The organism is Myroides sp. ZB35, assembly GCF_001865835.1.
Classification (GTDB): domain Bacteria; phylum Bacteroidota; class Bacteroidia; order Flavobacteriales; family Flavobacteriaceae; genus Flavobacterium; species Flavobacterium odoratimimum.
In genome coordinates this window covers 3,380,720-3,407,249 of sequence record NZ_CP017769.1, presented here as the reverse complement: position 1 = coordinate 3,407,249, position 26,530 = coordinate 3,380,720, and the positions used below count along the sequence as shown (strand labels likewise).

Genomic DNA, 26,530 nt, shown 5'->3' with positions numbered 1-26,530 from the left:
AGTGAACTTCTATACTTTTAGAGTATAAATGTTTTAGAATAAATGTGGAGAAAATGATTCGTTTTTGCTTTAAAGATTCTAAATAGTGGCGTTTGTTGTATTTTTATGACTGTAATTAACATAGTAATTGTAAATGACGCCTTATATTTAAAGTTCTAAGATAAGTAAAGATTAAGTAAAATGTTAGAAACTGTTTCAGGTTTGCAGGTAATATTAGCAGTTACCCCTGTTATATTGTTAATTGTATTATTAGGTTTTTTAAAGTTACCAGGTGAGAAAAGTGCCAGTATTACTTTAGTTGTTACAGCATTAATAGCGTTATTTGGTTTTAATCTCTCTTTGATAGATACTTCTTTATCAGTAGTATATGGGATAGTGAAAGCTATTTTTCCTATCTTGATTATTATCTTAATGGCTATTTATAGTTATAATGTACAAGTAGAGTCTCAGAAAATAGAGATTATTAAACAACAGTTCTCGGCTATTTCAACAGATAAATCTATTCAAGTATTACTACTGACTTGGGGATTTGGGGGACTGTTAGAAGGAATGGCAGGTTTTGGTACAGCAGTAGCTATTCCTGCAGCTATTTTGATTAGTTTAGGTTTTAAGCCCATGTTCTCAGCCGTTGTTAGTTTGATTGCTAATAGTGTGCCTACAGCCTTTGGAGCAGTTGGTATTCCGGTTATTGTTTTGGCTAGAGAAGTAGAGATGGTAGAGCAGATTACTACGATTAGTGCTCATGTAGTTTGGCAGTTAGCAGTATTGATGTTTTTAGTTCCTTTTTTAATTGTAACATTAGCAGATAAATCTGTAAAAGCTATCCCAAAGAACATTATTTTAAGTCTTCTGGTAGGAGGTGTTACCTTAGCTGTTCAGTATTATGCAGCGGTATATATAGGAGCAGAGACTCCTGCTATTTTAGGAAGTATTGCCTCAGTGATTACTATTATCCTATTTGGAAAAATCACGGCAAAGAAAGAAGATAAAATAGAGAAGCAGAGCTTTAGCCTTCTAAGTATCTTTCAGGCATGGAGTGTATATGGACTGATCTTATTACTCGTTTTATTGACTAGTCCTCTGTTTCCTTTTGCAACGATGATGAAATCTAATTTGGAAATATTCCAAACGAATTTTTCCTTTTCTATCGCAGGAGGTATTCGCAGTGTGGGAATATATTGGTTGACAGATACAGGCGTGTTAATTTTTATAAGCTCATTAGTAGGAGGATTGATTCAAGGAGTTTCTCTAAGTGGCTTGTTTGCTTTATTAGGTAAAACTGCAGTACAATTAAAAAAGACGGTTATTACAGTATGTTGCTTAATCGCTTTGTCTACGTTAATGGACTTCTCAGGTATGATTACAGTTCTAGGATTAGCCTTAGCGACGACTACAGGGACGTTCTATCCTTTCTTTGCTCCAGCGATAGGAGCCTTAGGAACATTCTTAACAGGTAGTGATACATCCTCTAATATTTTATTCGGGAAGTTACAAGCTACAGTTGCAGATAAGATTGGAGCAGATAAAGGTTGGTTGGCAGCAGCGAATACAACAGGTGCTACAGGAGGAAAGATTATTTCTCCACAGAGTATTGCTGTAGCTACAACAGCTTGTGGAGAACAAGGTAAAGAAGGTATTATCCTTAAAAAAGCTGTCGGTTTTGCATTGTTATATATTTTAATAGCAGGCTTGATAGTATATATTGGAAGTTAAGAATTAAATAGATAGATATATGAGAGTTGGGTTGTTTATTCCTTGCTATGTGAACGCAGTTTATCCTGAGGCGGCATTAGCAAGTTATAAAATATTGACACATTTTGGGGTAGAAGTAGATTACCCCGTAGATCAGACTTGTTGCGGTCAACCTATGGCTAACGCAGGTTTCGAGAATAAAGCTTTGCCTTTAGCGAAGCAGTTTAATAATTTATTTGAAGAGTTTGACTATATAGTTGCTCCTTCGGGTAGTTGTGTTGGGTTTGTAAAAGATACTTACCCGAGATTAATGGAGAAGGAAGGCTGTACGAGTAAAGTAAGTGGTAAGGTGTATGATATCTGTGAATTCTTACACGATATCCTGAAGATTGACAAATTGCCAGGTAAGTTTCCTCATAAAGTAAGCCTTCACAACAGTTGCCATGGATTAAGAGAATTAAAGCTAGGAGCAGCTAGTGAATTAAATATAAAACCTTATTCTAAGGTAAAAGCCTTGCTTAGTCTTGTAGAAGGTGTAGAAGTAGTAGAACCTACTCGAGTAGATGAGTGTTGTGGCTTTGGAGGGATGTTTTCTATAGAAGAACCAGCTATTTCTATCCGAATGGGGAATGATAAGGTGAGTTGTCATGTGGCTACTGGTGCAGAGTATATAACAGGACCAGATAGTTCATGTCTAATGCATATGGGAGGGATCATAGATAAGAATAAGATGCCTATCAAGATGATTCATGTTGTAGAAATTCTAGCTTCAGGTTTATAATTATGAGTAGTACAAAACATGCACAGAATGCTGACGCGTTTCAGCAGAATAAAGAGAAAGCTACTTGGCATGATAATGCACTGTGGTTTGTAAGAGAGAAAAGAGATAGAATGTCTAAGACGCTTCCTGAGTGGGAAGCCCTTAGAGCAATGGGTGAGAAGATAAAACTACATAGCGTTAGTAATCTAGCGATGTACCTTGAGCAGTTTGAAGCAAATGCTATAGCTAATGGAGTGATAGTACACTGGGCTAAAGATGCAGAAGAGCACAATGCTATCATGGCAGAGATCTTAAATAAGCACAATGCAAAAAAAGTAGTGAAAAGCAAGTCTATGCTGACAGAAGAATGTGATCTTAATCATTACTTAGAGACCAAGGGTATTGATGTTGTAGAAAGTGATTTAGGTGAGCGTATCTTACAGTTAAATGGGACTGCGCCTTCACATATCGTACTTCCTGCTATCCACATGAAGAGAGAAGAAGTAGGAGAGTTATTTGCCGAAAAACTAAATACAGAGAAAGGCAATAGTGATCCAACTTATCTTACTCGGGCAGCAAGAGCTTCTTTGCGCAATGATTTTCTTACTGCTGATGCAGCAATTACAGGAGTGAACTTCGGTATAGCAGCCACAGGAGAGATTGTTGTTTGTACCAATGAAGGAAATGCCGATATGGGAACTTCATTGTCTAAACTACACATTGCCTCTATGGGGTTAGAGAAATTAATACCAGATTATGAGAGTTTAAGTGTGTTTACTAGATTATTAGCCCGCTCTGCAACAGGACAACCAACTACTACGTATACTTCTCATTTTAGAAAACCAATCGAAGGAGGGGAGTTTCACATCATCTTAGTCGATAATGGAAGAAGTGAAATATTGAGCAATGAAGAACATATCAAATCTCTTAATTGTATTCGCTGTGGAGCATGTATGAATACTTGCCCTGTGTACAGACGTAGTGGAGGATATTCTTATACTTACTTTATCCCTGGGCCAATAGGAATTAACTTAGGAATGCTTAAGGATCCTGTTAAACACAGTGAGAATCTATCTGCTTGTTCTCTATGTTATTCTTGTAATAATGTATGTCCAGTGAAAATAGACTTAGCTGATCAAATCTATAAATGGCGTCAAGATTTAGATTCTTTAGGCAAGGCTAATTCATCTAAAAAACTAATATCAACAGGAATGCAATTTTTATTTACTCATCCTGCTTTGTTTAGAACGAGTTTGAAGTTTAGTTCATTGGCAAAATATGCACCGCGTTCTCTGACTTTTGGGTTAAAAGAATGGGAAGACGGGCGTAACCTACCGAATTTTGCAAAAGAGTCGTTTACAGAAATGTGGAAAAAAGGAAAAGTAAAGAAACAATAGGGGAGTTATGAGTAGTAGAGATCAAATATTAAATAATATAAGACGCAATACAAAACAGGTCTTTGACAAACCGCAAATGAATCTGTCTGCAATTGAGTTTGACGATAAATTAACTCAATTCATAGAAGTGTCTAAAGCAGTTGGAGGTGATGCTATAATCTTAAAAGAGGGTGAAGATATCAATGAAGTGATTCGCGCTCTTTATCCAGAGGCAAAAGAAATTGCTTCAGTGGTAAATGGTATTCATTTGACAACTTTAGATCCTGATAGTGTAGAAAGCCCTAATGACTTAAATAATGTGGATTTAGCTATTGTAGAAGGAGCCTTTGGAGTATGTGAGAATGGGTGTATATGGCTTCCACAGCAACTTAAGCACAAAGCTCTATACTTCATCACACAGTATTTAGTTATTGTCTTAGATCGTTCTAAATTAGTGAATAATATGCATGAAGGATATAAACTGATTACACCTAGTGAGAAAGGTTTTGGAGTGTATATATCAGGACCTTCTAAAACTGCAGATATTGAACAGGCTTTAGTAGTAGGAGCACACGGACCAAAGGGTCTGACTGTGATTCTAAAGTAGATAAACGATAAGAGAGAGGCTAGCCTCTCTCTTATCGTTTATAAAAGGATTTTAATCCGAAATATGTATTAGCTAGCTAAACGTTACAAAGCAATTCTACTGCTTCGTTCTTTCATTTGTTCTATAATTATGTTATAGTAGCTGTATCAGTAACTCATCTTTAGCTTGTATAAACCTTTTTGTTTATACCTCTATTGTGTGTTTTGGGGTAAGTTAGTTTTCGATTAGTAGTAAATAAAAAATAACTACCTCATGGAGATAGCTATTTCTGTATACATATTGTATAGAAATTAATCTAACACTTCGAACTCATCTGTTCCTTCTACACGACCTAGTTCACTTCCTACAGGCGCGTTTAGATAAGGGATAATAGCTTTGTCATTATGAGCTACAGCATTCACACTATAGATATCTGTATTGTCAGGATTATCTAAGTATGCTTCATCTTCTGTATTGCTTAAGAATCTCCATCCACTATCAGTATCAGAGTTTGGTTCTTCTCGGTACATATAGTCTACTTTCTCGCCTTCGATCATGATTTTAGCAGACACTAGACAGAAGCCGATATCTCCTACAAGATTCTTTAAAGCTTCGGCAGGAATATTATTATCTTGGTTCATCGTTATCGTTTTATAAGATAAAAGGCAACCAAGATGATTGCCTTTTGTTGTTAGTTTATTATTTGTTATCTCAGTTCTAATAGAACTACGTTTTCTACGTGATGCGTCTGAGGGAACATATCCACAGGACGTACTTTGATCACTTTATATTTGTGATCCATAAGAGCTAAGTCACGTGCTTGTGTAGCAGAGTTACAGCTTACGTATACGATGCGTTTTGCACCTACTTTTAATAGCATTTCTACTACATCTTTATGCATTCCATCACGAGGAGGATCAGTAATGATAACGTCTGGATGTCCATGTGTCGCTATGAACTCATCGTTAAATACATTCTTCATATCTCCTACAAAGAAGTCACAGTTCGTAATATTATTGCGTTCAGCATTCAGTTTAGCATCTTCTATTGCTTCTGGTACAGCTTCAACACCGACTACTTTACCTGCCTTTTTAGAAACGAACTGAGCGATAGTACCTGTACCTGTGTATAAGTCATATACTAATTCGTTACCTGTAAGACCTGCATAGTCTCTTGTGATTTTGTATAGTTCGTATGCTTGCTCAGAATTAGTTTGGTAGAATGACTTAGCATTAATGCTAAATTTAAGTCCTTCCATTTCTTCTAAGATATAATCACGTCCTTTATAAAGCACTACATCTTGATCATAGATAGTATCATTCGCTTTACCATTGACTACATACTGTAATGATGTAATCATAGGGAAGCGCTCTGCTAAGAAGTCTAATAATAACTCGCGCTCTTCTTTGTTGTCATAGAAGAATTGAATCATCACCATTACTTCACCTGTAGAAGCAGTTCTGATCATCAATGTACGCAATAAACCTTCTTGCTCACGTGGGTTAAAGAAAGCTAAATTATGCTCATTAGCGAATCTTCTGATTTCATTTCTGATTTCATTAGAAGGATCTTGTTGTAAGTGACATTTTTTGATGTCTAAGATCTTGTCCCACATTTTAGGGATGTGGAATCCTAATGCATTTTCTTTACCCATTTCTTCTCCACTTGCTACTTCTTCTGGTGTTAACCAGCGAGCATTAGAGAAAGAGAACTCCATCTTGTTTCTGTAGAACAATGTTTCTTCAGACCCTAAGATAGGTTCGAACTCAGGTAATTCAATTTTACCTATGCGCTTTAAGTTATTAAAAACCTCCTGATTTTTATAGAATAACTGTTGTGCATAGTTCATGTTTTGCCATTTACATCCACCACAAGCTCCGAAGTGTTCACATACTGGCTCTATTCTATGTTCAGAAAATTTGTGGAATTTCACAGCTTTCCCTTCATAATACGCTTTGCGTTTTTTGAAAGTCTGCACATCTACCACATCTCCCGGAACTACGTTAGGAATAAAGATTACTTTCCCATCTGGAGCTTTAGCTACCGAAACGCCTTTTGCACCTGCATCAAGGACTTCTACGTTTTCGAATACGATTCTTTCTGTTCTTTTTCTACTCATGCCGCAAAAATAAGTTTAATTTCATTTGATAAGTATAGTTGATGCTTATTCATAATGAGTTTATATAAGATATATTGGTTGTGTAAGTGTTTGAATAAAAGGAAGATGTGTGTGTTGGCGAAATTAGGGTATTGTAGTCATTAGTTTAATTAGGTCAATAGACATCTTAAGGAATAGGAAACTTTTGTGAGTTGTATTTGTATCTAGTTAGCTTTGTTTGTTAAAAAGCATACGCATTAATCATAATTATCGAAAAGGAATTGATAAAATATCTAACTTAGGGTATTAATCAATTTATATTATATGAAAGCTTTAAAACTGATTTTATTCTTCTTTTTAGTGTCTATAGTGGGCTATGCACAGACTATTCGTTTGCCTTATGACGATGAGTCTGGTTGGATGCTCGTAGATTTGCAGGTTAATGATAAGCCGATGAAGTTCTTATTTGACACAGGGTGGGATGGATTGTCTATTAGAAGCAGTTTGCTTTCAGAATTCTATCATGGAGAACATGTAGCAGCAGTCGATGTTAATAATGTTGTACAAGCAGTTCAGACCATATATGTAGATAGTCTAAAGGTAGGAAATCATACTTTTTACCATTTGCCATTTACTGACTTTGAAAGCTTTCCGATGGTTAATGATCCTATCTTTAGTTGTTATAAAATCGATGGTATCCTAGGGAATGTTATCTATAAGGATAAAATATTAGAAATAGATCCTATTAAAAAGGAAATTGTATTACATGATTTGTCACCAGAGCTAGTGAATACTATATTGACTAATGATTTTATTCCTGTTGATGCTTATCCTACGGAGCAAAAAAGTAGAATTATGGTTCCAGTAGAAATGGGTGGTAGTGTGAAAAGACTGTTCTTATTAGATACAGGAGATAATGGATACCTAACTATGACAGCAGATAGAGGTGTGATCGCTTACTTGAGAACCTTAAAGTTTAATTCGTACATCAGTGTAGGGAGTATAGGAGCCTTCGGTATGAATGAAATAGTGAATCGTACACTGATCACGCAAGAAGCTAAGATTAAATTGGGAAAAATAGCCTTAAATAATGAAGAGGTTACATTTAATATGAATGACAATACCTATCAGATGGGAGTGGAGTTTATAAAACAGTTTCATTTGTATTATTTACCTTCTTTAAATCTAGTTTATCTTAAAAAGGTAAAGGAAAGTAATGTAGTCTCTAATTTAGAGAAGATAGGATACGGTATTGCTTATATAGATGGGCAATATATGGTGGCTGCTATTCATGAGCGTGAGAATGTAGTGCGATTAGGAGACGTAGTGCTATCGATAGATGGTATTCCTATGGAGAAGTTATGTCACTATAGAAAGTATCTTCAACAGCACAAAGGGCAACCGAAGTTAGAAGTAATGAGAGAAGGTAAGAAGATTACTTTATAGGTAATTATAGTATAAACAAAAGCGATAATAGGTTATGTCTCTATTATCGCTTTTTTTATGCCTATAGATTAGAGAATATAGAAAGTGTAATGGGTGTCTCCTATTTAATTATGGAGTGTATAAATAAGATGCTAGAGGAATGCTAGGGGTGTTCTAGCACATTCCTTCGAGAAAACACCTTTCTAGGCTAGGAAACTCCAAGGAAAGTGCAAGTAATCTGCAAGAATCAGCAAGGTACACGATAAAGGAATAAATAGAGTAGGGAAGGTATATAAACAAAAAAAGCGACCTATTGGTCGCTTTTTTAACTAGTGGGGAGAGCAGGATTCGAACCTGCGAAGGTTTCCCAACGGATTTACAGTCCGTCCTCGTTGGCCGCTTGAGTATCTCCCCTCCTAAGAGGTAACCTAGATAATGTATTGTATAAAAAGTCTTCGTGGGGAGAGCAGGATTCGAACCTGCGAAGGTTTCCCAACGGATTTACAGTCCGTCCTCGTTGGCCGCTTGAGTATCTCCCCTCCTAAAAGGTTTGTTAGACTATATTTTTATACAATAGATAAGACTTTTTGTGGGGAGAGCAGGATTCGAACCTGCGAAGGTTTCCCAACGGATTTACAGTCCGTCCTCGTTGGCCGCTTGAGTATCTCCCCTCCTAAAAGGTTTGTTTATCTAGGTAATATTTTTTTGTTAATGAACGTTTGGTGGGGAGAGCAGGATTCGAACCTGCGAAGGTTTCCCAACGGATTTACAGTCCGTCCTCGTTGGCCGCTTGAGTATCTCCCCTAAGCTTTTGCTTATCTTGTTTGTTTAGAACGGTGCAAATATAGGGCTGTTTTCTTAATCTGCAAGACTTGCAAGGCTTTTTTTTCTTCTTTTTTTTACCGAAATTATCTAACTGATTGGTTATAAAAAAAGTAGTGTTGAAAATATTTTTTAAAATTTATTGATTGTTTGTTTAATGTCAACCAATTTCTTCATCAAATCTTCAAAGTAATCTAAGTGTAGCATGTTCGCTCCATCACTTTTTGCATTCGCTGGATCGAAGTGTGTTTCTAAGAATAGTCCATCTACACCTACAGCGATACCTGCTTTAGCAATAGTTCCGATTAGATCAGGACGTCCTCCTGTCACTCCAGACGATTGGTTTGGCTGTTGTAGCGAGTGCGTGATGTCTAATACTGTAGTAGCATACTGTTGCATTGTAGGGATCCCTCTATAATCTACAATCATATCTTGGTATCCGAACATCGTACCTCTATCTGTCACCATTACGCTTTCGTTATTACAGTCTAATACTTTCTGTACAGCGTGCTTCATACTCTCAGGACTCATAAACTGTCCTTTCTTCAGGTTTACCACCTTACCTGTATTCGCGGCAGCTACTACTAGATCTGTCTGTCTTACTAAGAAAGCTGGGATCTGTAAGATGTCTACGTACTCAGCAGCCATAGCAGCATCAGAGTTCTCATGAATATCTGTTACAGTAGGTACGCCAAACTCTTTTCCTACTTTTTGTAAGATTTTAAGTGCTTTTTCATCACCTATACCTGTGAAGCTATCTATACGTGATCTGTTTGCTTTCTTAAAAGAACCTTTAAATACATAAGGAATCTTTAGTTTGTCAGTTACTGTTACGATATGCTCTGCGATACGCATAGCCATTTCTTCACCTTCGATAGCACAAGGCCCAGCTAATAAAAAGAAGTTATCAGCCTCAAGGTTTTTAATTAGGGGGATATTATTTAAATTCATAAAATTCGATTATTTATTATTTTTTCGTTTGTTGTTCTTCTTTTGCTTGTTATTTTTATTCTCTGTTATCACAGGCTTTGCTATGTTTTTAGACTGTATAAAGTACGAAATAATCGCGATAAATACAACTCCAAAAGACAGATTATTTGTTACACCATTTCTTAAGAAAATATCGAAAGTAGCATTCTTAGTTGCTTCTTCTAAAGACATGCTAGTCTGTGTAGCTAGTGCCTCCTGTAAGGTAGCCATAAAGTTAGGGCTAACTTGGTTAAACGTAATGTACTGTATAATCGGGAAGAAGAATGTAATCATGATACAGATTACTAGTCCAGATAAGAAAGCACGTTGCCAAGAAACAACACCGTTATAGAATTCGCGTTTCTTCTGTCTTATTCCCAACCAATAAAAGATAATCAACACAAGGTTAAAAAGTAGTTCAAAACCGACCTCATATCTAATCTTTTCTAAGTCGTGAAAACCAAGAGATTTGACAATAAACATCCAAAGTAAAGCTGCTAACGTAGCATAAGAAGCCCATTTAAATTCTATAGAGAAATTTCTCATTATTCTATTTTATAATTAAAGAATCAAAAGTAAAGTTTTTATTTTATAGCTTAAAATTTATTTTATATTGATATTTTTTATTAGATTTAGATATGTTTGTATAATTCTTGGCAAGGATTGTGACGCATAAATTTAAAAAATACAATAAACCACCCGTAAATAAAACTATTATGAAAAAACTAATCCTTATTAGACATGCAAAATCATGCTGGAACGCTATAACAGATGATTTGTCACGCCCAATATCGACCAAAGGAGTTGCTGATGCTCACTTAGTATCGCATACTTTAATGGGGCATTTACCTGCTAAAGTTATTGTATGGAGTAGCCCTGCAAAAAGAGCTAGTGAGACGGCTAAAATATTCTGTCAGAATATGGATATTAACTTAGACTATATTATTTATAATCCCGAAGTATATACTTTCGAACGGTCAGGATTAATAAAAGCGATAAAAAAATGTAAAAATGAGCATGATACCCTAATTCTTTTCGGGCATAATGAGGCAATAACAAAATTTGTTAATAAATTTGGTAGCGAAACCTATGAAAATGTACCCACATCAGGCGTTGTAATCATTAACTTTGATACCAATGACTGGGGAGAGATAGAAAAGGGGACAACTGAATTAACTATTTTCCCAAGAGACTTAAAGAAATAATGAATAATAATAACACAACAAAATACAAGTATATCGACCGCGAGAAAAGCTGGTTGTCATTTAATGAAAGAGTACTTCAAGAAGCTGGTGATGAAACAGTCCCTTTATTAGAAAGACTGAGATTCATCGGTATATTCTCAAATAATTTGGATGAGTTTTTCAGAGTTCGTTATGCCACTATACGTAGAATGACATTGACAGGGGAGAGTAATCGAAGACTGGGAAGTGGAGTTATTGTAAAAGATCTATTGGCTCAAATTACAGAGAGAGTTATTCAACTTCAAAAAGAAAGTGTACGTATCTTACATGATGTAGAGCGCAAACTAGAAGATGAAGGAATCTTTATGGTCAATGAGAAAGAGATCAGTGAGAAACAACAAGCCTTTGTCAAAGACTTTTTCTTGCATCAAGTATCTCCTGACTTAGTGACTATTATCCTAAGTGATTTGGCTGAGTTCCCTCTTCTAAGGGATACGCATGGGTACTTAGTTGTGAAGTTAGAAGTAGACGAAAAGCTGGTAGAGAAGCACTGTACTAATAAACAAAGACGTGATAATAGCTCTGTTCGCTATGCTATTATCGAGATTCCGAATATTATTAATCGATTCGTAGAAGTACCTTCTGAAGATCCAGGCAAGAAATATATCATGATGTTAGACGATATCATCAGATATAACCTAGATTCTATCTTTAATATCTTTGATCTAAAAGCAGAATCTGCTTATATGATTAAAGTAACACGTGATGCGGAGCTAGATTTCGATACAGATTTACACAAATCTTTTGTAGAGAAGATTTCCAGTGGAGTACGCGATAGAAAGCAAGGGGCTATTGTGCGTTTCGTTTACGATCAGGAGATGGATGATGAGCTGTTAGATTTCTTATTAGAGAACGTAGAGATTGAGCTTAACGATAGTATTATTCCCTCTGGAAGATATCATAATAGACGTGATTATATGGGCTTCCCGACTACAGGGAGAGTGGATCTTACCTATCCAAAACAGATACCAGTAGCTGTTAAGGGATTAAGCCTTGAGGATAGTATTATTCAGCAGATACAGAAGCGTGATTATATGATCTACACTCCTTATCAGTCTTATTCATATTTAGTTAAGTTCTTGCGTGAAGCGGCTTTAGATCCACAAGTATTGTCTATTAAGATAACTCTGTATCGACTAGCTAAAAATTCACAGATTATTAGCTCTCTTATTAATGCTGTAAAGAATGGTAAGAAGGTAATCGCTCAAGTGGAATTGCAAGCGCGTTTCGACGAAGCGAGTAATATTTATTACTCTGAATTAATGCAGGCAGAAGGAGTTCAGTTAATATTCGGAGTGAAAGGACTGAAAGTACACAGCAAAATCTGTGTAGTAGAGCGTCTGGAAAATAAAAAGGTAAAACGTTACGGATTTGTCTCAACAGGTAACTTTAATGAGAGTACAGCTAAGGTATATACAGATGTGACTGTATTTACTAGCCATAATTCGCTAATGAAGGATGTGTCTAAGGTATTTGAGTTTCTTCAAGTGAACTATCGTGTACATCGTTACAAGCATTTATTAGTATCTCCACACTATACGCGTAAAGGGTTTTATAAGTTGATAGAAAGAGAGATTAAGAATGCTAAGAATGGATTGCCTGCTTATATTCGCTTAAAGATGAATAGCTTATCAGATCTGAAGATGATCGATAAACTATATGAAGCGAGTAATGCAGGAGTTAAAATACAGTTGATCATTAGAGGAATCTGTTCGCTTATACCTGGAGTACCTGGTATGAGTGAGAATATAGAAGCGATCAGTATTGTAGACCGTTTCTTAGAGCACTCTAGAGTTTATATTTTTGGGAATAATGACAACCCTGAGGTGTTTATCTCTTCAGCGGACTTTATGACTCGAAATTTAGATGAAAGGGTAGAGGTGACTTGTCCTATCTATGATGATTTAGTAAAACAAGAGTTGATCGATACATTCGATATCGGGTGGAAAGGAAACTATAAGACGAGATATCAGACAGCAGACTTGTCTAATAAGTATAGAGGATATACGGCTGAAAATATGTTTCATGCTCAGCAAGAAATGTATAAGTATTATCAAAATAAGTTAAAGTAAAAGAAGAAATTATATATGCTAAAAATAAAGAAGTATGCTGCTATAGATATAGGTTCTAACGCCATGAGACTGTTGATTATGAATATCATCGAGGAGGAGGGAAGAGAGACTATATTTAGTAAGAGTTCATTAATACGTGTGCCTATTCGATTAGGACAAGATGTTTTCACTACAGGAAAGGTATCTCCTGAGGCGGAAGACCGTATGGTGGATGCAATGAAGGCGTTCTTTTTATTAATGAAGGTAAATAAGGTAGATCGATTTATGGCATGTGCTACTAGTGCCATGCGAGAAGCTACTAATGCTACATCTATCGTGGATAGAGTGTATAAAGAATCTGGAATAAAGATCAGTATCATAGATGGTAAAAAAGAGGCTATGATTATCGCTTCTTCTGATCTAAAACATTTTATTAATAGCAGTAATAGTATTCTGTATATAGATGTGGGGGGAGGTAGTACAGAGTTTACGTTGTTCTCTAACGGAAAACAATTGAACTCTAGATCGTTTAAAAATGGTACTGTACGTTTATTAAATAATATGGTAGAGCCTCAGGTGTGGACAGATATAGAGCAGTGGATCAAGGAAGAGACTAAGGAGTTAAAAGACTTAATCGTCATCGGTAGTGGTGGGAATATCAATAAGCTCTTTAAAATGTCTGGTAAGACGCAAGATAAGCCTCTTACTTACTTCTATCTACACAAACAATTACTACGACTAAGTAAGATGTCTTATGAGGATAGAATCTCTTTGTTAGGATTGAACCCAGATCGTGCTGACGTTATTATACCTGCTATAAACATCTATAATAACGCCATGAAATGGAGTGGTGCTAAATACATCTATGTTCCTAAAATAGGGGTGTCTGATGGTATCGTAAAAGCACTTTATTACAATAAAGTAAAACTTGATTATCAAGTCATAGAGTATTAAAACTTCTCAATTGCTCCTAGTCCAAATAGGGCAAAGTCATATTTGACAGGGTCTATAGGATCGAAACGACGCAAAGCCACATCTAGTTCAGCTAGTGCCTTTGCGTCATTTTGTTTTCGCTTTAGGATACCTAGCTTTCTAGCCATATTACCAGAGTGTACGTCTAATGGACAAGATAAATCAGCTGTACTGATTTGTTTCCATATTCCTAGATCTACTCCTTTATGATCATCCCTGACCATCCAGCGCAGGTACATATTGATTCGTTTCGCAGCAGATCCTTTGAGCGGGTCAGAGATATGCTTCTGTGTACGCGACTGATGTTCTATCTCGAAGAATAGTTTTTTGAAGTTAGAAATTCTCTCTTGCATATTCATTTGTTGATTTGCAAAGACATTTTCTAGTCCATTGTGGTTGCTATAAATATGTTTAAGCCCTTTTATAAAAGTTGCAAAATCTACACCATTGAAAGTTCTGTGCACAAAGCTGTCTAAACTCTCTAAGTGGTCATCATGATGCTCCATCACGAAGTCATAAGGAGAATTTCCCATGAGCTCCATCATGCGATGTGCATTCTTAATAATCATCTTTCTATTTCCCCATGCAATAGTAGCACTTAAGAACCCTGCTATTTCTATATCTTCTTTTAGTGTATATAGATGAGGGATTTGTATAGGATCGTCCTGAATAAAAGTAGGGTTGTTATAAAGAATTACCTTTTCATCAAGGAACTCCTTAAGTTCTGCTTTAGTCATGTAAGTTTTGTTTTTGTTTAATTTGACCATCTACCATGGTTAATTTGCGATCAGCCATATTCGCTAGTTCTTCATTATGCGTAACAATGACGAATGTCTGTCCTAATTCATCTCTTAGTTTAAAGAATAACTTATGTAAGTTTTCTGCCGAGTGTGTGTCTAGGTTACCTGATGGCTCATCAGCAAAAATAACAAGAGGTTTATTGATTAGCGCTCTAGCTACAGCTACACGTTGCTGTTCTCCTCCTGATAGTTCAGATGGGAAGTGATGTATACGGTGAGATAGTCCTAAGTATTCTAATAAACGAATAGCTTCCTTCTCTGTCTCCTGTTTGTTTTTATTAGCAATAAAAGCTGGGATACACACATTCTCTAAAGCCGTAAACTCAGGTAGTAACTGGTGAAACTGAAAGATAAAGCCAAGGTGTAAGTTTCTAAATTTAGATATTTCTTTGTCTTTAAGACCTAGAATATCTTGACCGTTTATAGAAAGAGTGGTTTGACTTTCTATAGAGGGCTTGTCTAATGTTCCTAGTATCTGAAGTAAGGTTGTCTTACCAGCTCCAGATGCTCCTACAATAGAAACAATCTCTCCTTTTTTTATATGTAGATCTACTCCTTTTAAAACCTCAAGTTTATCGTAGTATTTATGAATATTAGTCGCTCTGATCATTTACTTAATTTTAGAAATACAAAGTAACGCTTTTTACCTATTTTAAAAACCTAAAAATGATTAAAAGACGAGTAATATATTTTTAAAATAAAAAAGTATCTTTATACAGACGATGTATATAAGTCTAATATGACTTATGACTAGCTAGATAAAACAATTAACGAATAGAAAATAGAAAGTAAGACAATGGAAAATAATAAATTAGAAACGGCAATATTCGGAGCAGGATGTTTTTGGTGTATTGAAGCTATCTATAAAAGCTTAAAAGGGGTAGAAGAGGTGCTTCCAGGATATATCGGAGGAAAAAAAGAAAACCCTACCTATGAAGAGGTGTGTACAGGAGAAACTGGCCATGCAGAGGTAGTAAAGCTAGTGTATAATCCCGCAGCGATTAATTATAACGAATTATTAGAGGTGTTCTTTACGAGTCATAATCCAACTACTTTAAATAGACAAGGAGAAGATGTAGGGACACAGTATAGAAGTGAGATATTCTACACGACAGAAGCTCAGAAAGCTGCCGCTAAAGAGTATTTAGATATCTTGAATAGTGAAAAAGTATATGATGATCCTATCGTAACTAAAATATCAGAAGCGACGAAATTCTATGTGGCAGAGGATTATCACAAGAATTATTTTGAGAAGAGTGGAGATAAGAACCCTTATTGTCAGTTAGTGGTAAAGCCTAAATTAGACAAGTTTAAAGCAAAGTACAATACGAAGCTTAAATAATATAAATGATTACGAATAATAAAATTAAATATAGACAGCTTTTTATAGGGATATTTATGGACCTTATAGGGTACTTATCCTATGCTATACCTGGAATAGGAGAGATAGCTGATCTGGTGTGGGCACCAGTGTCAGCCTACATTCTAGCTAAGATGTATCCTGGTAAAGTAGGTAAGGTAGCAGCTGTGGTTAACTTCATCGAAGAGCTGTCTCCTGGACTTGATTTTATACCCACATATACTATAACTTGGTTTTATACATATTTTGGTAAAAAACAAGAATAGTTAATTCTTTGCAGGTAATTTGTGTAAATCATTATTATTTATTAAATTTATGTAAAATAAAAAGATCAGGAGAGTTTTAGAATTTAACAATTAATTAAAAGTATTTCTTATGAGAAAAGTTTTTACACTATTATTCGCAGCGTTAGTTTTTATGTCTTGTACCAATGCAAAAAAAAGTAGAGAATTGGGGGATCAACAAGCTGGTGAGAAAGTTATAGGATGGTATTATTACAACGTTAAACAAGGGTTATACGATTCTATTCCCAACTTAGTAGATGATGACTTCTTCAATAGCGACCAAAAAGCAAAACTTGTAGAAGACTTAAAAGCTAAAAAAGAGAAGTTTGGTAAGTTAGATAGCTTTACAATGGATAAATGGGAGATGACTGATAGAGATAAAAAAGCGAAGACTAAAGATTTCTATTTTGAGTACAAAGTAAAATATGAAAATGAACCAGAAACAATTACAGAGAAGATTTACCTAAGTCAAGAAGGTAATGATCTTAAGATTTCAAAGTTCGAATTCAGTAAATAATACAAAAAGAAAGCTCCTCACATTGAGGAGCTTTTTTATGCTTACTATTCTGAATCTGAATCAAGAAAGTCTGTAATAATGCTTTGCATTTCTTCTAAGCTTACAACTTTTAGATCAGGGTGTGTTTTTAGCCACGAAGAGTTAAGTGCTCTTAAATCTTCTGTAATTTCTTTAAACGAGTTGTCTTCTAGTAGAGAAGTTGTTTCTTTCTCTTTACCTAATTCTGAGTCAAAGAATTTCTTTAGCTTGATATTGCTAAATGCTTTTACTCTTCGCATTTGTTTTTCGAAGTAGTCTAAGTGTTCTTTTGCTTCCATAGCGGTAAGCCCAGCATGGATAATCTCTACTAGGTCTAGATCCCATTTACTTTTCCAAATAAAAGCAGCTAGTCCTTCTGTCTCTAATATGTTTAGATAATAATCTACACAGTAACTAGCAAAAGCATCAGGATGCAATTCGTCATCACCTACTTCGGAGTTACGTAAGTAATTTACTACAGAGATATTAGAGTTGATAATATCTAACGGATTCTCACTGCTAAATGTGTTCTCTGATATTAAGATATAGTTGAATTCTCTCATATTATAAGGTATTAGGTATAAAAAAAAGCGATTCCAAATCAGTGTGGAATCGCCTTAATTATCTTTAATTAAGATTTTTGCTCTTTGTTAAAGTAAACTAAGTAGTAATACATTTGTTTCTCCTCGTCCCATCCTTTTTCTACGAATTTATCAGCGCTATCAGGGTTGATAAAATCAAGTTTAATCTGGATGTTAGTATCAAGGTTGATTACATTCTTCAGTTTCTTTCTAGCATCAGACACTGCATTATTTGCAATAGGGAAAGATGTAGTATCCTCTATACTGTATTTTTCTCCTTTGTCCACTTTGTAGTTTTTAAACTCAGCAGCTAAATCAGGATTGTCTATTACTTCGTTTAAGAAATTCGTTTCTTCAAATTCGTCATTTTTAGCAAAGTAATTCACAGAGCGGTTCATGAACATCACCTCTTCTTTTTTATCTTCAGCAGGAAGCACTACATCTTTAGCGAAGTCTTGACAGAACTTAAGGTATTTCTTCGTCATAAATGCTTCATCTTGGAAGATATCTACATTTAAGAAATGCTCTAACCAATAGCGTGCATCATATTTATTACTGTCAATCGTTAAGATTTTATACCCTTCTTCTTTTTTATAGTTGAAGATAATACATCCTTTATCTAATTTGTTTAAGTTGATTCCTTGTAGAAGAAGCATTTCTAGATTAGAATCTTTTTCTTGTAATTGTAAGAAATCAGTTTTAAGCTCACTCTTAAAGATACCGATAGCATCTACAACATTATTATCAATAGATAAGTTCGTTAAATAAGTAACATAAACTTCTCCATTCTTAATATGTGGATGGTTAGATTGCTCATATAGGTGACGTGTGATTTTTTTAGCAACTTCTTGTACGTTATCTGCTGAAGGAGCATTAAAAATCTCATTGGCAAAGTTGTACATTTCGTTGAATTCTAAATCAACATCATGAGCGAATTGGTAATAACTTTCTTCTTTTTCGCGGAACGGTTTAAAGAAATACTCTTTTAATAAAGGAGCTATTTCATCGTTTAAATTATAAGGTTCTGCAGATAAGAAGATAGCTTCATTTCTACTTTTATTCCCAACTCTATGGATAGATAGAGTTTCAATGTGCGTATTAAATAAGTTGATCATAATGGCAATAATATATTAAGCAGTAGTATACCACTTAAATTATAAATTAAAAAATGAAATTAATAGTTATTAGTTCCAAGTGTCTTCGTAGCCGAAGTCTTCAAAACTATCATCTCCGTCGAACATATCGTAGTCTTCGTCATCGAAGTCATCGTCAAATTCTCCGAAAATATCTTCATTCGATACAGGGTTGGCTGTGAATGATTTGCCCGGCATACTATCTGGTAAGATACCATGAGAGAAAAGTAATTCTGGGTAGGCTGCACCAGGCTCTTCTTCTTCGATAGCTCCTAATTCAACGAAGAAAGTCCACATATTTAAAAAGTCATATACATATATGATTTTTGTGTTTTCTTCATCTAAGATAGAACTGATAGTAGTAGAGCTCATTGTTTTGTGTTCTCCAGGGGTATCTCCCATATCGAACAACGAAATTTCCTCTTCTAGTTGAGTCCATTGGTCATCACACGCATAAAAAGAAGCTGCCTCCATTCCGTCAAAACCAAAAGCATTAACGATAGCATTGTGTAAATCTTCTAATGAGTCATCTTCTAAAATAGCAATGTCTCTAAATATATCTTCCTCAGTATCAAGGATTACTCTGAACTTATAAACCATAACTTTTTTGTGGATTAGAAACGCAAATTTAAACTTATTATTCATTATTGAGGAATAAAACCCAGTCTTTTTACCTACATTTTAACGAAATAGCTACACCTAGTTGAGAGCCAGTTTTTTACTGTAAAACCAGGCTTTTTACAGTTCATCCCTTAAACTTGACAATTCGGTAGTCTTCTTTTTTTTAGTTGTAGGTTCTATTACATCTTTGCTTCAACAAAAAACACCAGAGATATGAAAATTATTATTGCCATTACCTTATTTTTGATAACATTCTTCTTATCTATGTTTGGAATAAACAGAACAGGAGATTCAAAAAGTGTTTTTCAAGAAAAACAACAGTTAATAAATGTAAAGACTAATCTTGTTTTAAAAGATGAAGCAAAAAAATAATATTGTAAAGATAGGAGCTGTATTACTGATAACATTTTTAATGTTTAGAAGGGTACTTAATCTTCATTACTTGGATATCTATTTATTTATATTCTACTTCAGTATACTTGTTTCGGCAGTACTGGGAGTTAATTATTATTTAAAGAAGAGCTATTTTGGTAGACTGAATATGTATCTAAGAGAGAATGAACGAAACATCGGATGGGCTACAGCGATTACTACGGCTATCAACTTTGTAGTAATACTCTGTGTTGCTATTCTTCTAAAGATGATTAATAGTTTCTTTGTAGAGGGAGGGCATATCGCTACTGTGTTTATGCATGGGGGCTTTAGGTCTGTTTTAAACTTCACTGTGTTTTATTCTATTCTATTAGCGATCTATTTTCATATTACTTTTTCTTCTTTAGTTAAAGACCAACAAATAGAAGAACAGAAAGTAATAACGGGTAATGTATCTGCTCAATTTGAAAGCCTTAAGAACCAGTTAGACCCTCACTTTTTGTTTAATAGCTTAAATGTATTAGGGGCATTAATAGAAGAGGATCAGGAGAAAGCAGTAGAGTTTAACCATTCCCTATCTAAGACCTACCGCTATATCTTAGATCAGAAGAATAAAGAATTAGTTCCTTTAGAAGAAGAGTTAGCCTTTGCGAAGACTTATATTGAGCTGTTACAGATGCGATTTGAAGATAGTCTAATATTTGAATTGCCTGAAAGGGTAAAACAAGAAGGTGCTAAAGTAGTTCCGTTGTCTTTACAGTTGTTATTAGAAAACGTGATTAAACACAATAAATCTTCTTCACAAAAGCCAATACATATTCTAATCAAAGAAAGTCCTGATGGGTATTTAATAATTCAAAATACATTGAATAAAAAACAGACTTTCGAAAGTAGAAAAGGAATCGGGTTAGAAAATATAGCCAGTAGATATGCGCTACTAACTTCTAAACCAGTATTTATAGAAGAATCAGAAGAATATTTTACAGTAAGAATACCAATACTAACTAAAATTATAGAACAGATGAGAATCATAGATGTACCTGAGAACGAACAAGAAATCTTAGTAGAAGCTAAGAAAAATGTAGAAAAAATAAAGAAGTTTTATGCTCATTTAACTACATTCATCATGGTCAATATTTTTTTAATGGTGATCAATATGATTACTAATCCAACTTTCCCATGGGCATTGATTCCTTTATTTGGATGGGGAATAGGCTTAGCTGCTGATGCGATGAGAACATTTAATTACAGTCTGTTTTTAGGTAGAGATTGGGAGGATAAGAAGATTAGGGAGTATATGGATAAGCATAATAATGGAGGTACACAAAAATGGAACTAACAGTATATGAAAGAGTCAACCATATCACCAGAAGCTTTAAGGAGCTATCAAAGACTTCAGAGAAAGCGTTATAACAGTTTAGTTTGTATTGGGATAGAGATTATTGTTTATATGGCAATTATTGCCTTTGTATTCTTTGCTAATTATTATCATTTTAGACGTGTACGAATACAAGTAGGGAATGATAACCCAATGAATGCATATTTACTTTTTTCTCTATTAATTCTATGCGCATTGGTCAGAGTTATTATTCTATACCTAGATAAGATACCTGTGTTATCTAAGCTGCAAGAGAGAATGGAGAAGAGAGAATTCGAAAGATTAAAAAAAACATATCAATACCAAGTAAGATTAAATCATCATGATTAGTATAGTTATTATTGAAGATGAAAAGCCTGCAGCGCGCTCGCTAGAGAGGAAGTTAGATAAGTTAGGTTATAGTTCTATGATAAACCTTTCTAGTGTCGAGGAGGCAGTACTGTGGTTTGGTTCTAATAAAGAGCCAGACCTCATCTTTTTAGATATTCAGTTGTCTGATGGTCTGTCTTTCGAGATCTTCGAACAGGTAAAGATTAATAGTTCTATTATTTTTACAACGGCCTATGATGAGTATGCTTTAAGGGCATTTAAGTTGAATAGTATAGATTATTTACTTAAACCGATTGAAGAGAAAGAATTAAAACAAGCCATTGAAAAGTTTGAGAATAATCGATCTGTATTCTTTGGGTTTAATCAACAGTTAGATCTCTTTAAGCAATTTATGAATTCTAGTAATACAGTGGAGTATAAAGAGCGCTTTGTTGTAAAAGTTGGAACACAGATAAAAATAGTGATGCGCTCTGAGGTTGTCTGTTTCTATAGTGAGAATAAAGCCTCTTATGTACAGACTACAGAAGGACGTAATTATATTATCGATTACAGCCTTGAGGAATTAGAAAAGATGGTAGACCCGACAGATTTCTTTAGAATGAATAGGAAGTTTATTGTATCTATTAACAGTATTAAAGATATCTATGCTTATTCTAATTCTAGGTTAAAGCTAAATCTAATTAATCTAGAATCAGAAGAGTTAATCGTGAGTAGAGAGAAGGTAAATGATTTCAAAAAATGGATTGAGAAGTAAGAGTAACTTTTAAAAAACAAAGAAGACTAATAATAATCAAATTATAATTAGTAGATATAATATAATAATTATTACTTTAGTTTTAATTAAAAAATTAATTATGAAGAAGTTAAGTGTTTTGTTCGCGTTGGTTTTATTGATGGTCTCTTGCCAGAAGAAGAATACAATCGAAATAATAACAGAGAATCTACCAGATAACACTAAAGTAGAAGTCTATATAAGAAGCTTAGATTTTAATGAACCAGAAGTTGTAGCTACTGGAGATATAGTAGGAGGTAAGGTAGTATTAGATAATCCATTTACAGAGGGAGAATGGGCTTATCTTTCGATAAAAGAGTCAGAAGATGTGAATCATATCGTTCTTTTTATTGGTGAACCAGGTGCAATTACCATTCGATTTGATAAGAATAATCCTGATAAAAGTACTGTTGAAGGAACGGCCAATAATAAGAAAGTACAGCAGTTTATGGAAGATACGCGCCCTATATCAAAAAAATTGAATGTTTTCGTCGAAAAGAATATGGCAAGAATGCAAGAATTAGCTGATTCAACAATAAGTGATGATGGTCAAGAAGAATTAAAGAGGTTAAAAGAAGAGTACTCTGGTTTTGCAAATGAGTTCGATTCAACAATCAAGAAGTATGAAGCAGCAAATAGAGATAACGTATTTGGATTGATCATGTTTGTAGAATTGATGAATATGCAAGAGAAATCATTAGTGGAGTATAAAGCTGATTTTGACAAATATCCAGAAGCATTGAGAACATCTAAATTCGGTAAGCGAGTAGAAGCACGTATCAATGATTTAGTAGAAAATGAAGGGAAAGAGGTTATTACATTTAAAATAGGGGATAAATTACCAGAGTTTAAAGGATTTACTCCTGAGGATAAAGAATTAACGCTATCCTCTTTTTTAGAAGGGAAGAAACTAGTGCTTGTAGATGTGTGGGCTTCATGGTGTGGTCCTTGTCGTCAAGAGAACCCAAATGTTGTCAAAACGTATGAAGACTATCATAAGCTTGGTTTTGACATTATAGGATATTCTTTAGATAAGGATAAAGTAGCTTGGGTTAAGGCTATTGCAGCAGATAAGTTAACTTGGGCACAAGTTTCTAATCTACAGTTCTGGAAAGACCCGATTGTTGCAGATTATGGTATACAAGGGATTCCTGCGAATTACTTAATTGATGGTAATGGTGTTATTGTAGCAATGGATTTGAGAGGAAATGAATTAGGAGAAAAAATAAAAGAGCTGTTAGTAAAATAATTGATACAGTAAGTATATCTTAGAACTGCTATGACTTTAGGTTATAGCAGTTTTTTTTTGAAACTAGAATATGCTCTTTAACCCAAATTACGCATTAGCCAAATACTACAAAGCAATTCTACTTCATAGTTCTTTCATTAGCTCTAAAACCATACTATAGTATGCTTTAATCACTAATTCAGACCTATTTTGTTTAATTACTTTTCGTTTATATGTCTATTGCATAATTCGGGTTTTAGACACTTATTGCTAAGGTAGAAGGTGGAATAGATTTGTTGTGATTCAAGTTTTTAGCAGAATAATACAAGTTTTTAGCCAAATTTGTTAATATATTTATATGAAAGGTTAATTGTGATTAAAAGTACTCAAATGAAGAGGGTTTAGTCCTATATAATATCTATTTTTAACCGATGTAAAAACAAAAAATATCTAAATGAAGAAGTTAAGTGTATTGCTTTTTGGCGCATTGGTATTTGTATCGTGCCAAGATAAAAATGTAATTGAAATTACGACGAAGAATATCCCAAATAATGCAAAAGTAGAAATTCTGTCTAAAGAGATTGGTCAAGATACGCCATTTGCGGTAGCAGAAGGAGTTATTGTGGATGGTAAGGTGAGCCTTAAGAATCCCTTTACAGAAATAGACGAGGCTTTTCTTTCTATCCAAGAGGAAGGACAGGTAGGGCATAGCGTTTTCTTTATGGGAGAACCTGGTAAAATTACAATTGAATATGATCAACATCATCCTGATCGTCCTATCATTGGTGGAACTGAGAATAATATAAAGTTACAGCAGTTCTTAAATGAGATGAAGCCTTATTCTGATAAACTGACACAGTTTCTAACGGAGAATGGAGCGGTACTTAATAATATATCTGGTGATAACGATCCCGCAGTCATAGAAAAACTGAAACAACAATATAATGTATTGACAGAAGAGACTTCTAAATTAGTAGATAAATTTGAGATAGAGAACAATAGAACTGCTTTAGGGCTATTAATGATTTCTCAAAAGATAGGTTCGAAAGAGAAGTCATTAGACGAACTAAAAGAAGAGTTTAGTAAATACCCTGCACAGTTAAAAAAGACAAAATTAGGTAAGAAGGTACAGTCGCTATTAACAGGAGCAGAAGGAGACTTAGCTATTGGAGGTAAGTTACCTGACTTTAAGGGACTGACACCAGAAGGCGAAGAATTAACTTTAACTACTTTCTTAGAAGGGAAGAAGTTAGTCTTAGTAGATCTATGGGCTTCGTGGTGTGGACCATGCCGTCAAGAGAACCCTAATCTAGTAAAAGCGTATGAAGCTTATCACGATAAAGGTTTTGATATTATAGGGTATTCGCTAGATAAAGAAGAAGTAGCTTGGAAAAAAGCTATTCAAGTAGATAAACTAACTTGGACTCAAGTTTCTAATTTGATGTATTGGGATGATCCTATTGTACCGATTTATGGAATAGAGGGAATTCCTGCAAGTTACTTAATAGATGGAGATGGTACTATTCTAGCAATGAATTTGAGAGGAGAAGAACTTAGTAAGAAGATAGAAGAAATCTTAGCTAAGTAATTAGAAAATATAAAGCTATCATGAACATACTCATGATAGCTTTTTTATTGTAATTATAGAACTGTATAAGGCATTTATAGGGTAAGCATAGTAGTATTTAGTTAATCATTTTAAAAAGTATGTAAAAATAAGGGGGTTCGTTTAAAATAATGTCTATTTTTAAGGATTAAAATAAAAAACATATTTAAATGAAAAAATTAGGAGTTTTTCTTGTAGCTGCACTTGTATTTGTGTCGTGTGAGAAAAAAAGTGTTATTGAAGTGACTGCTAGTAACTTCCCTGATAATACTGAAGTAGAAATATTAGCTGTAGAAATAGGTAAAGATGTGCCTACAGAGGTAGCTAAAGGAACTATCGTAGGTGGGAAGGTATCTATCGAACATAAGTTTACAGAGTTAGACGAAGCTTTTTTAAGTATTAAAAGTGAAGGAGAGCAAGGGTTTAATGCCTTTTTCTTAGGTGAACCAGGAACGATTACAATCAAGATTGATAAAGAAACACCAGAGAAGACTGTTGTTGGTGGAACTGAGAACAATGAGAAACTTCAGAAGTTTCAAAATGAAATCAATCCTTATGCAGAGAAGATCATGAAGTTCTCTGATGAGAATGGAATGCAAATGATGATGATGGCTCAGAATGGTCAGACAGACTCTGAGGAGTTTAAAAAACTACAAACGCAGTACGAAGAATTACTAGTAGCTCCTAAAACTATTTTAGACAAATACGCTAAAGAGAATGAGGGAAATGCTTTCGGAATGTTTTTACTAAATCAAATGATTCCTGCAGGAGAAAAAACACCAGCAGAATTTAAAGCAGAGTACGATAAATATTCTAAAGGATTAAAAGAATCTAAGATAGGTAAGAGAGTTGCTGAGCGTTTAAGCCAAATATTAGATGAGAGTGAAGGAGTAAAAGGATTATCAGTAGGAGAAAAACTACCAGAGTTTAAAGCACTTACTCCAGAAGGAAAAGAATTAACTCTATCCTCTTTCTTACAAGGAAAGAAGTTAGTTTTAGTAGATGTTTGGGCAGCATGGTGTGGACCTTGCCGCCAAGAGAATCCTAATGTAGTAAAAGCGTATGAAGCTTACCATGCAAAAGGGTTTGATATTATAGGATACTCTATTGATAAAGAAGATGCTGCATGGAAGAAAGCGATTGCAACAGATAAATTAACTTGGACTCAAGTGTCTAACTTAAAGTTCTGGGAAGATCCTATCGTTGCAGATTATGGTATCGAAGGGATCCCTGCTAACTACCTTGTAGATGGTAACGGAACTATCCTTGCTATGAATCTAAGAGGTGAGGAGCTAAGTAAAAAAGTAGAAGAATTATTAGCTAAATAATCTTCAGTTAAAATATAAAAAAGGGCTGTTATGACATTGTCGTAACAGCCCTTTTTGTGAATTAAGAATTAGGAATGTTTGCCTACGGCTGTAGGATAACCACCCCGCCTTTCAGGCACCCCTCCACAGGAGGGGAATGCGATGCGTGGTAAGCAGCGTGTTTGTAGTTTGTTTATGCGGTACTACTATTCCCCTCCTTAGGAGGGG

General features: G+C 34.7%; 27 protein-coding genes and 4 tRNA genes. 18 read left to right on the top strand and 13 right to left on the bottom strand.

All coding sequences use genetic code 11. The annotated features are described in order from the left end of the window. Positions 1–180 precede the first annotated feature (180 nt). Genes BK054_RS15135 through BK054_RS15120 form a run of 4 tightly spaced genes read left to right on the top strand, consistent with a single transcriptional unit; the run spans position 181 to position 4,435 of the window. Positions 181–1,713 carry an L-lactate permease gene (locus tag BK054_RS15135; RefSeq protein WP_016649298.1) on the top strand — a complete coding sequence of 511 codons (1,533 nt, stop codon included), beginning with the start codon at positions 181–183 and terminating at the stop codon, positions 1,711–1,713. Positions 1,714–1,732: 19 nt separating this feature from the next. Next, positions 1,733–2,473, top strand: a complete 741-nt coding sequence (locus tag BK054_RS15130; protein WP_006261368.1) for a (Fe-S)-binding protein — start codon at positions 1,733–1,735, stop codon at positions 2,471–2,473. 2 nt (positions 2,474–2,475) lie between these two features. Beyond that, positions 2,476–3,849 (top strand): lactate utilization protein B, encoded by a 1,374-nt coding sequence (locus BK054_RS15125; protein WP_071307434.1) that lies wholly within the window; start codon positions 2,476–2,478, stop codon positions 3,847–3,849. 7 nt (positions 3,850–3,856) lie between these two features. After that, complete coding sequence (locus BK054_RS15120) at positions 3,857–4,435, top strand: lactate utilization protein C (RefSeq protein ID WP_071307433.1); 579 nt, start codon at positions 3,857–3,859, stop codon at positions 4,433–4,435. Between the two features lie 290 nt (positions 4,436–4,725). Here the strand turns inward: BK054_RS15120 and BK054_RS15115 are convergent, their stop codons facing one another. Together BK054_RS15115 and rlmD are read right to left on the bottom strand one after the other, a co-directional pair. After that, positions 4,726–5,055 carry a DUF2185 domain-containing protein gene (locus BK054_RS15115; RefSeq protein WP_006265470.1) on the bottom strand — a complete coding sequence of 110 codons (330 nt, stop codon included), beginning with the start codon at positions 5,053–5,055 and terminating at the stop codon, positions 4,726–4,728. A gap of 65 nt (positions 5,056–5,120) precedes the next feature. Beyond that, positions 5,121–6,533: a 23S rRNA (uracil(1939)-C(5))-methyltransferase RlmD gene (gene rlmD / locus BK054_RS15110; RefSeq protein ID WP_006260021.1), complete on the bottom strand. Its 1,413-nt coding sequence runs from the start codon at positions 6,531–6,533 to the stop codon at positions 5,121–5,123. A 303-nt stretch (positions 6,534–6,836) separates the two neighbouring features. Here rlmD and BK054_RS15105 point away from each other — a divergent pair, with 303 nt between their 5' ends. Next, entirely contained in the window at positions 6,837–7,958 is a 1,122-nt protein-coding gene (locus BK054_RS15105) for a retropepsin-like aspartic protease (protein WP_071307432.1), read from the top strand. 312 nt (positions 7,959–8,270) lie between these two features. On the opposite strand, the gene BK054_RS15100 is transcribed toward BK054_RS15105, so the two are convergent. The 6 genes from BK054_RS15100 to BK054_RS15075 all read right to left on the bottom strand — a co-directional run bounded on the left by BK054_RS15100 (position 8,271) and on the right by BK054_RS15075 (position 10,274). Next, positions 8,271–8,351 (bottom strand) — tRNA-Tyr (locus BK054_RS15100). Positions 8,352–8,395: 44 nt separating this feature from the next. Further along, positions 8,396–8,476: transfer RNA gene (locus tag BK054_RS15095), tRNA-Tyr, on the bottom strand. A 51-nt stretch (positions 8,477–8,527) separates the two neighbouring features. Continuing rightward, positions 8,528–8,608: transfer RNA gene (locus BK054_RS15090), tRNA-Tyr, on the bottom strand. 49 nt (positions 8,609–8,657) lie between these two features. Then, positions 8,658–8,741, bottom strand: a tRNA-Tyr gene (locus tag BK054_RS15085). A gap of 150 nt (positions 8,742–8,891) precedes the next feature. Next, a complete protein-coding gene (gene kdsA / locus BK054_RS15080) occupies positions 8,892–9,710 on the bottom strand; it encodes a 3-deoxy-8-phosphooctulonate synthase (RefSeq protein WP_006261362.1) in 819 nt (272 codons plus the stop codon). A 9-nt stretch (positions 9,711–9,719) separates the two neighbouring features. Continuing rightward, the gene (locus BK054_RS15075; protein ID WP_006261361.1) at positions 9,720–10,274 is read right to left on the bottom strand and encodes a DUF4199 domain-containing protein; all 555 of its coding nucleotides are present in this window, start codon (positions 10,272–10,274) and stop codon (positions 9,720–9,722) included. A 170-nt stretch (positions 10,275–10,444) separates the two neighbouring features. Between BK054_RS15075 and BK054_RS15070 the strand changes: the two genes are divergently transcribed. Genes BK054_RS15070 through BK054_RS15060 form a run of 3 tightly spaced genes read left to right on the top strand, consistent with a single transcriptional unit; the run spans position 10,445 to position 13,977 of the window. Continuing rightward, a complete protein-coding gene (locus BK054_RS15070) occupies positions 10,445–10,933 on the top strand; it encodes a SixA phosphatase family protein (protein WP_006261360.1) in 489 nt (162 codons plus the stop codon). Next, positions 10,933–13,044, top strand: coding sequence for a polyphosphate kinase 1 (gene ppk1, locus BK054_RS15065; protein WP_006261359.1), 2,112 nt, complete (start codon positions 10,933–10,935; stop codon positions 13,042–13,044). Before BK054_RS15070 ends, ppk1 begins: the two co-directional genes overlap by 1 nt. 15 nt (positions 13,045–13,059) lie before the next feature. Continuing rightward, on the top strand, positions 13,060–13,977 hold the full coding sequence (locus tag BK054_RS15060) for a Ppx/GppA phosphatase family protein (protein ID WP_071307431.1): 918 nt from the start codon (positions 13,060–13,062) through the stop codon (positions 13,975–13,977). Here BK054_RS15060 and BK054_RS15055 read toward each other — a convergent pair. Further along, positions 13,974–14,732, bottom strand: coding sequence for a TIGR02757 family protein (locus BK054_RS15055; RefSeq protein WP_006261357.1), 759 nt, complete (start codon positions 14,730–14,732; stop codon positions 13,974–13,976). The genes BK054_RS15060 and BK054_RS15055 overlap by 4 nt on opposite strands. Beyond that, positions 14,725–15,405 (bottom strand): ABC transporter ATP-binding protein, encoded by a 681-nt coding sequence (locus tag BK054_RS15050; protein ID WP_006260029.1) that lies wholly within the window; start codon positions 15,403–15,405, stop codon positions 14,725–14,727. The genes BK054_RS15055 and BK054_RS15050 overlap by 8 nt, the downstream gene beginning before the upstream one ends. 186 nt (positions 15,406–15,591) lie before the next feature. Here BK054_RS15050 and msrA point away from each other — a divergent pair, with 186 nt between their 5' ends. From msrA to BK054_RS15035, 3 genes are all read left to right on the top strand, one after another. Then, the gene (gene msrA / locus BK054_RS15045) at positions 15,592–16,137 is read left to right on the top strand and encodes a peptide-methionine (S)-S-oxide reductase MsrA (RefSeq protein ID WP_006261356.1); all 546 of its coding nucleotides are present in this window, start codon (positions 15,592–15,594) and stop codon (positions 16,135–16,137) included. Between the two features lie 5 nt (positions 16,138–16,142). After that, the gene (locus BK054_RS15040) at positions 16,143–16,421 is read left to right on the top strand and encodes a hypothetical protein (RefSeq protein ID WP_006261355.1); all 279 of its coding nucleotides are present in this window, start codon (positions 16,143–16,145) and stop codon (positions 16,419–16,421) included. A 109-nt stretch (positions 16,422–16,530) separates the two neighbouring features. Beyond that, the gene (locus tag BK054_RS15035) at positions 16,531–16,956 is read left to right on the top strand and encodes a hypothetical protein (RefSeq protein WP_071307430.1); all 426 of its coding nucleotides are present in this window, start codon (positions 16,531–16,533) and stop codon (positions 16,954–16,956) included. Positions 16,957–17,000: 44 nt separating this feature from the next. Here the strand turns inward: BK054_RS15035 and BK054_RS15030 are convergent, their stop codons facing one another. The 3 genes from BK054_RS15030 to BK054_RS15020 form a co-directional block, all read right to left on the bottom strand. Further along, a complete protein-coding gene (locus tag BK054_RS15030) occupies positions 17,001–17,537 on the bottom strand; it encodes a hypothetical protein (protein ID WP_006261353.1) in 537 nt (178 codons plus the stop codon). Between the two features lie 68 nt (positions 17,538–17,605). Further along, on the bottom strand, positions 17,606–18,670 hold the full coding sequence (locus tag BK054_RS15025) for a nucleoid-associated protein (protein WP_006261352.1): 1,065 nt from the start codon (positions 18,668–18,670) through the stop codon (positions 17,606–17,608). A 69-nt stretch (positions 18,671–18,739) separates the two neighbouring features. Then, on the bottom strand, positions 18,740–19,288 hold the full coding sequence (locus tag BK054_RS15020; RefSeq protein WP_006261351.1) for an IS1096 element passenger TnpR family protein: 549 nt from the start codon (positions 19,286–19,288) through the stop codon (positions 18,740–18,742). 234 nt (positions 19,289–19,522) lie between these two features. Here BK054_RS15020 and BK054_RS18480 point away from each other — a divergent pair, with 234 nt between their 5' ends. The 7 genes from BK054_RS18480 to BK054_RS14990 all read left to right on the top strand — a co-directional run bounded on the left by BK054_RS18480 (position 19,523) and on the right by BK054_RS14990 (position 26,323). After that, a complete protein-coding gene (locus BK054_RS18480; protein WP_006260037.1) occupies positions 19,523–19,681 on the top strand; it encodes a hypothetical protein in 159 nt (52 codons plus the stop codon). After that, positions 19,665–21,020, top strand: a complete 1,356-nt coding sequence (locus BK054_RS15015; RefSeq protein WP_006261350.1) for a 2TM domain-containing protein — start codon at positions 19,665–19,667, stop codon at positions 21,018–21,020. The genes BK054_RS18480 and BK054_RS15015 overlap by 17 nt, the downstream gene beginning before the upstream one ends. Positions 21,021–21,026: 6 nt before the next feature. Next, entirely contained in the window at positions 21,027–21,389 is a 363-nt protein-coding gene (locus BK054_RS15010) for a hypothetical protein (protein WP_006261349.1), read from the top strand. Beyond that, entirely contained in the window at positions 21,382–22,143 is a 762-nt protein-coding gene (locus BK054_RS15005) for a LytR/AlgR family response regulator transcription factor (protein ID WP_006261348.1), read from the top strand. Before BK054_RS15010 ends, BK054_RS15005 begins: the two co-directional genes overlap by 8 nt. A gap of 100 nt (positions 22,144–22,243) precedes the next feature. Next, positions 22,244–23,410 carry a TlpA disulfide reductase family protein gene (locus tag BK054_RS15000; RefSeq protein ID WP_006261346.1) on the top strand — a complete coding sequence of 389 codons (1,167 nt, stop codon included), beginning with the start codon at positions 22,244–22,246 and terminating at the stop codon, positions 23,408–23,410. Positions 23,411–23,843: 433 nt separating this feature from the next. After that, complete coding sequence (locus tag BK054_RS14995) at positions 23,844–24,977, top strand: TlpA family protein disulfide reductase (RefSeq protein ID WP_071307429.1); 1,134 nt, start codon at positions 23,844–23,846, stop codon at positions 24,975–24,977. 188 nt (positions 24,978–25,165) lie between these two features. Further along, on the top strand, positions 25,166–26,323 hold the full coding sequence (locus BK054_RS14990) for a TlpA disulfide reductase family protein (RefSeq protein WP_006261344.1): 1,158 nt from the start codon (positions 25,166–25,168) through the stop codon (positions 26,321–26,323). Positions 26,324–26,530 lie beyond the last annotated feature (207 nt).

Excerpts from the sequence above, each read along its gene's own strand:
- BK054_RS15135 (WP_016649298.1), top strand. The coding sequence starts at position 181 with ATGTTAGAAACTGTTTCAGGTTTGCAGGTAATATTAGCAGTTACCCCT.
- BK054_RS15130 (WP_006261368.1), top strand. The coding sequence starts at position 1,733 with ATGAGAGTTGGGTTGTTTATTCCTTGCTATGTGAACGCAGTTTATCCT.
- BK054_RS15125 (WP_071307434.1), top strand. The coding sequence starts at position 2,476 with ATGAGTAGTACAAAACATGCACAGAATGCTGACGCGTTTCAGCAGAAT.
- BK054_RS15120 (WP_071307433.1), top strand. The coding sequence starts at position 3,857 with ATGAGTAGTAGAGATCAAATATTAAATAATATAAGACGCAATACAAAA.
- BK054_RS15115 (WP_006265470.1), bottom strand. The coding sequence starts at position 5,055 with ATGAACCAAGATAATAATATTCCTGCCGAAGCTTTAAAGAATCTTGTA.
- rlmD (WP_006260021.1), bottom strand. The coding sequence starts at position 6,533 with ATGAGTAGAAAAAGAACAGAAAGAATCGTATTCGAAAACGTAGAAGTC.
- BK054_RS15105 (WP_071307432.1), top strand. The coding sequence starts at position 6,837 with ATGAAAGCTTTAAAACTGATTTTATTCTTCTTTTTAGTGTCTATAGTG.
- kdsA (WP_006261362.1), bottom strand. The coding sequence starts at position 9,710 with ATGAATTTAAATAATATCCCCCTAATTAAAAACCTTGAGGCTGATAAC.
- BK054_RS15075 (WP_006261361.1), bottom strand. The coding sequence starts at position 10,274 with ATGAGAAATTTCTCTATAGAATTTAAATGGGCTTCTTATGCTACGTTA.
- BK054_RS15070 (WP_006261360.1), top strand. The coding sequence starts at position 10,445 with ATGAAAAAACTAATCCTTATTAGACATGCAAAATCATGCTGGAACGCT.
- ppk1 (WP_006261359.1), top strand. The coding sequence starts at position 10,933 with ATGAATAATAATAACACAACAAAATACAAGTATATCGACCGCGAGAAA.
- BK054_RS15060 (WP_071307431.1), top strand. The coding sequence starts at position 13,060 with ATGCTAAAAATAAAGAAGTATGCTGCTATAGATATAGGTTCTAACGCC.
- BK054_RS15055 (WP_006261357.1), bottom strand. The coding sequence starts at position 14,732 with ATGACTAAAGCAGAACTTAAGGAGTTCCTTGATGAAAAGGTAATTCTT.
- BK054_RS15050 (WP_006260029.1), bottom strand. The coding sequence starts at position 15,405 with ATGATCAGAGCGACTAATATTCATAAATACTACGATAAACTTGAGGTT.
- msrA (WP_006261356.1), top strand. The coding sequence starts at position 15,592 with ATGGAAAATAATAAATTAGAAACGGCAATATTCGGAGCAGGATGTTTT.
- BK054_RS15040 (WP_006261355.1), top strand. The coding sequence starts at position 16,143 with ATGATTACGAATAATAAAATTAAATATAGACAGCTTTTTATAGGGATA.
- BK054_RS15035 (WP_071307430.1), top strand. The coding sequence starts at position 16,531 with ATGAGAAAAGTTTTTACACTATTATTCGCAGCGTTAGTTTTTATGTCT.
- BK054_RS15030 (WP_006261353.1), bottom strand. The coding sequence starts at position 17,537 with ATGAGAGAATTCAACTATATCTTAATATCAGAGAACACATTTAGCAGT.
- BK054_RS15025 (WP_006261352.1), bottom strand. The coding sequence starts at position 18,670 with ATGATCAACTTATTTAATACGCACATTGAAACTCTATCTATCCATAGA.
- BK054_RS15020 (WP_006261351.1), bottom strand. The coding sequence starts at position 19,288 with ATGGTTTATAAGTTCAGAGTAATCCTTGATACTGAGGAAGATATATTT.
- BK054_RS18480 (WP_006260037.1), top strand. The coding sequence starts at position 19,523 with ATGAAAATTATTATTGCCATTACCTTATTTTTGATAACATTCTTCTTA.
- BK054_RS15015 (WP_006261350.1), top strand. The coding sequence starts at position 19,665 with ATGAAGCAAAAAAATAATATTGTAAAGATAGGAGCTGTATTACTGATA.
- BK054_RS15010 (WP_006261349.1), top strand. The coding sequence starts at position 21,027 with ATGAAAGAGTCAACCATATCACCAGAAGCTTTAAGGAGCTATCAAAGA.
- BK054_RS15005 (WP_006261348.1), top strand. The coding sequence starts at position 21,382 with ATGATTAGTATAGTTATTATTGAAGATGAAAAGCCTGCAGCGCGCTCG.
- BK054_RS15000 (WP_006261346.1), top strand. The coding sequence starts at position 22,244 with ATGAAGAAGTTAAGTGTTTTGTTCGCGTTGGTTTTATTGATGGTCTCT.
- BK054_RS14995 (WP_071307429.1), top strand. The coding sequence starts at position 23,844 with ATGAAGAAGTTAAGTGTATTGCTTTTTGGCGCATTGGTATTTGTATCG.
- BK054_RS14990 (WP_006261344.1), top strand. The coding sequence starts at position 25,166 with ATGAAAAAATTAGGAGTTTTTCTTGTAGCTGCACTTGTATTTGTGTCG.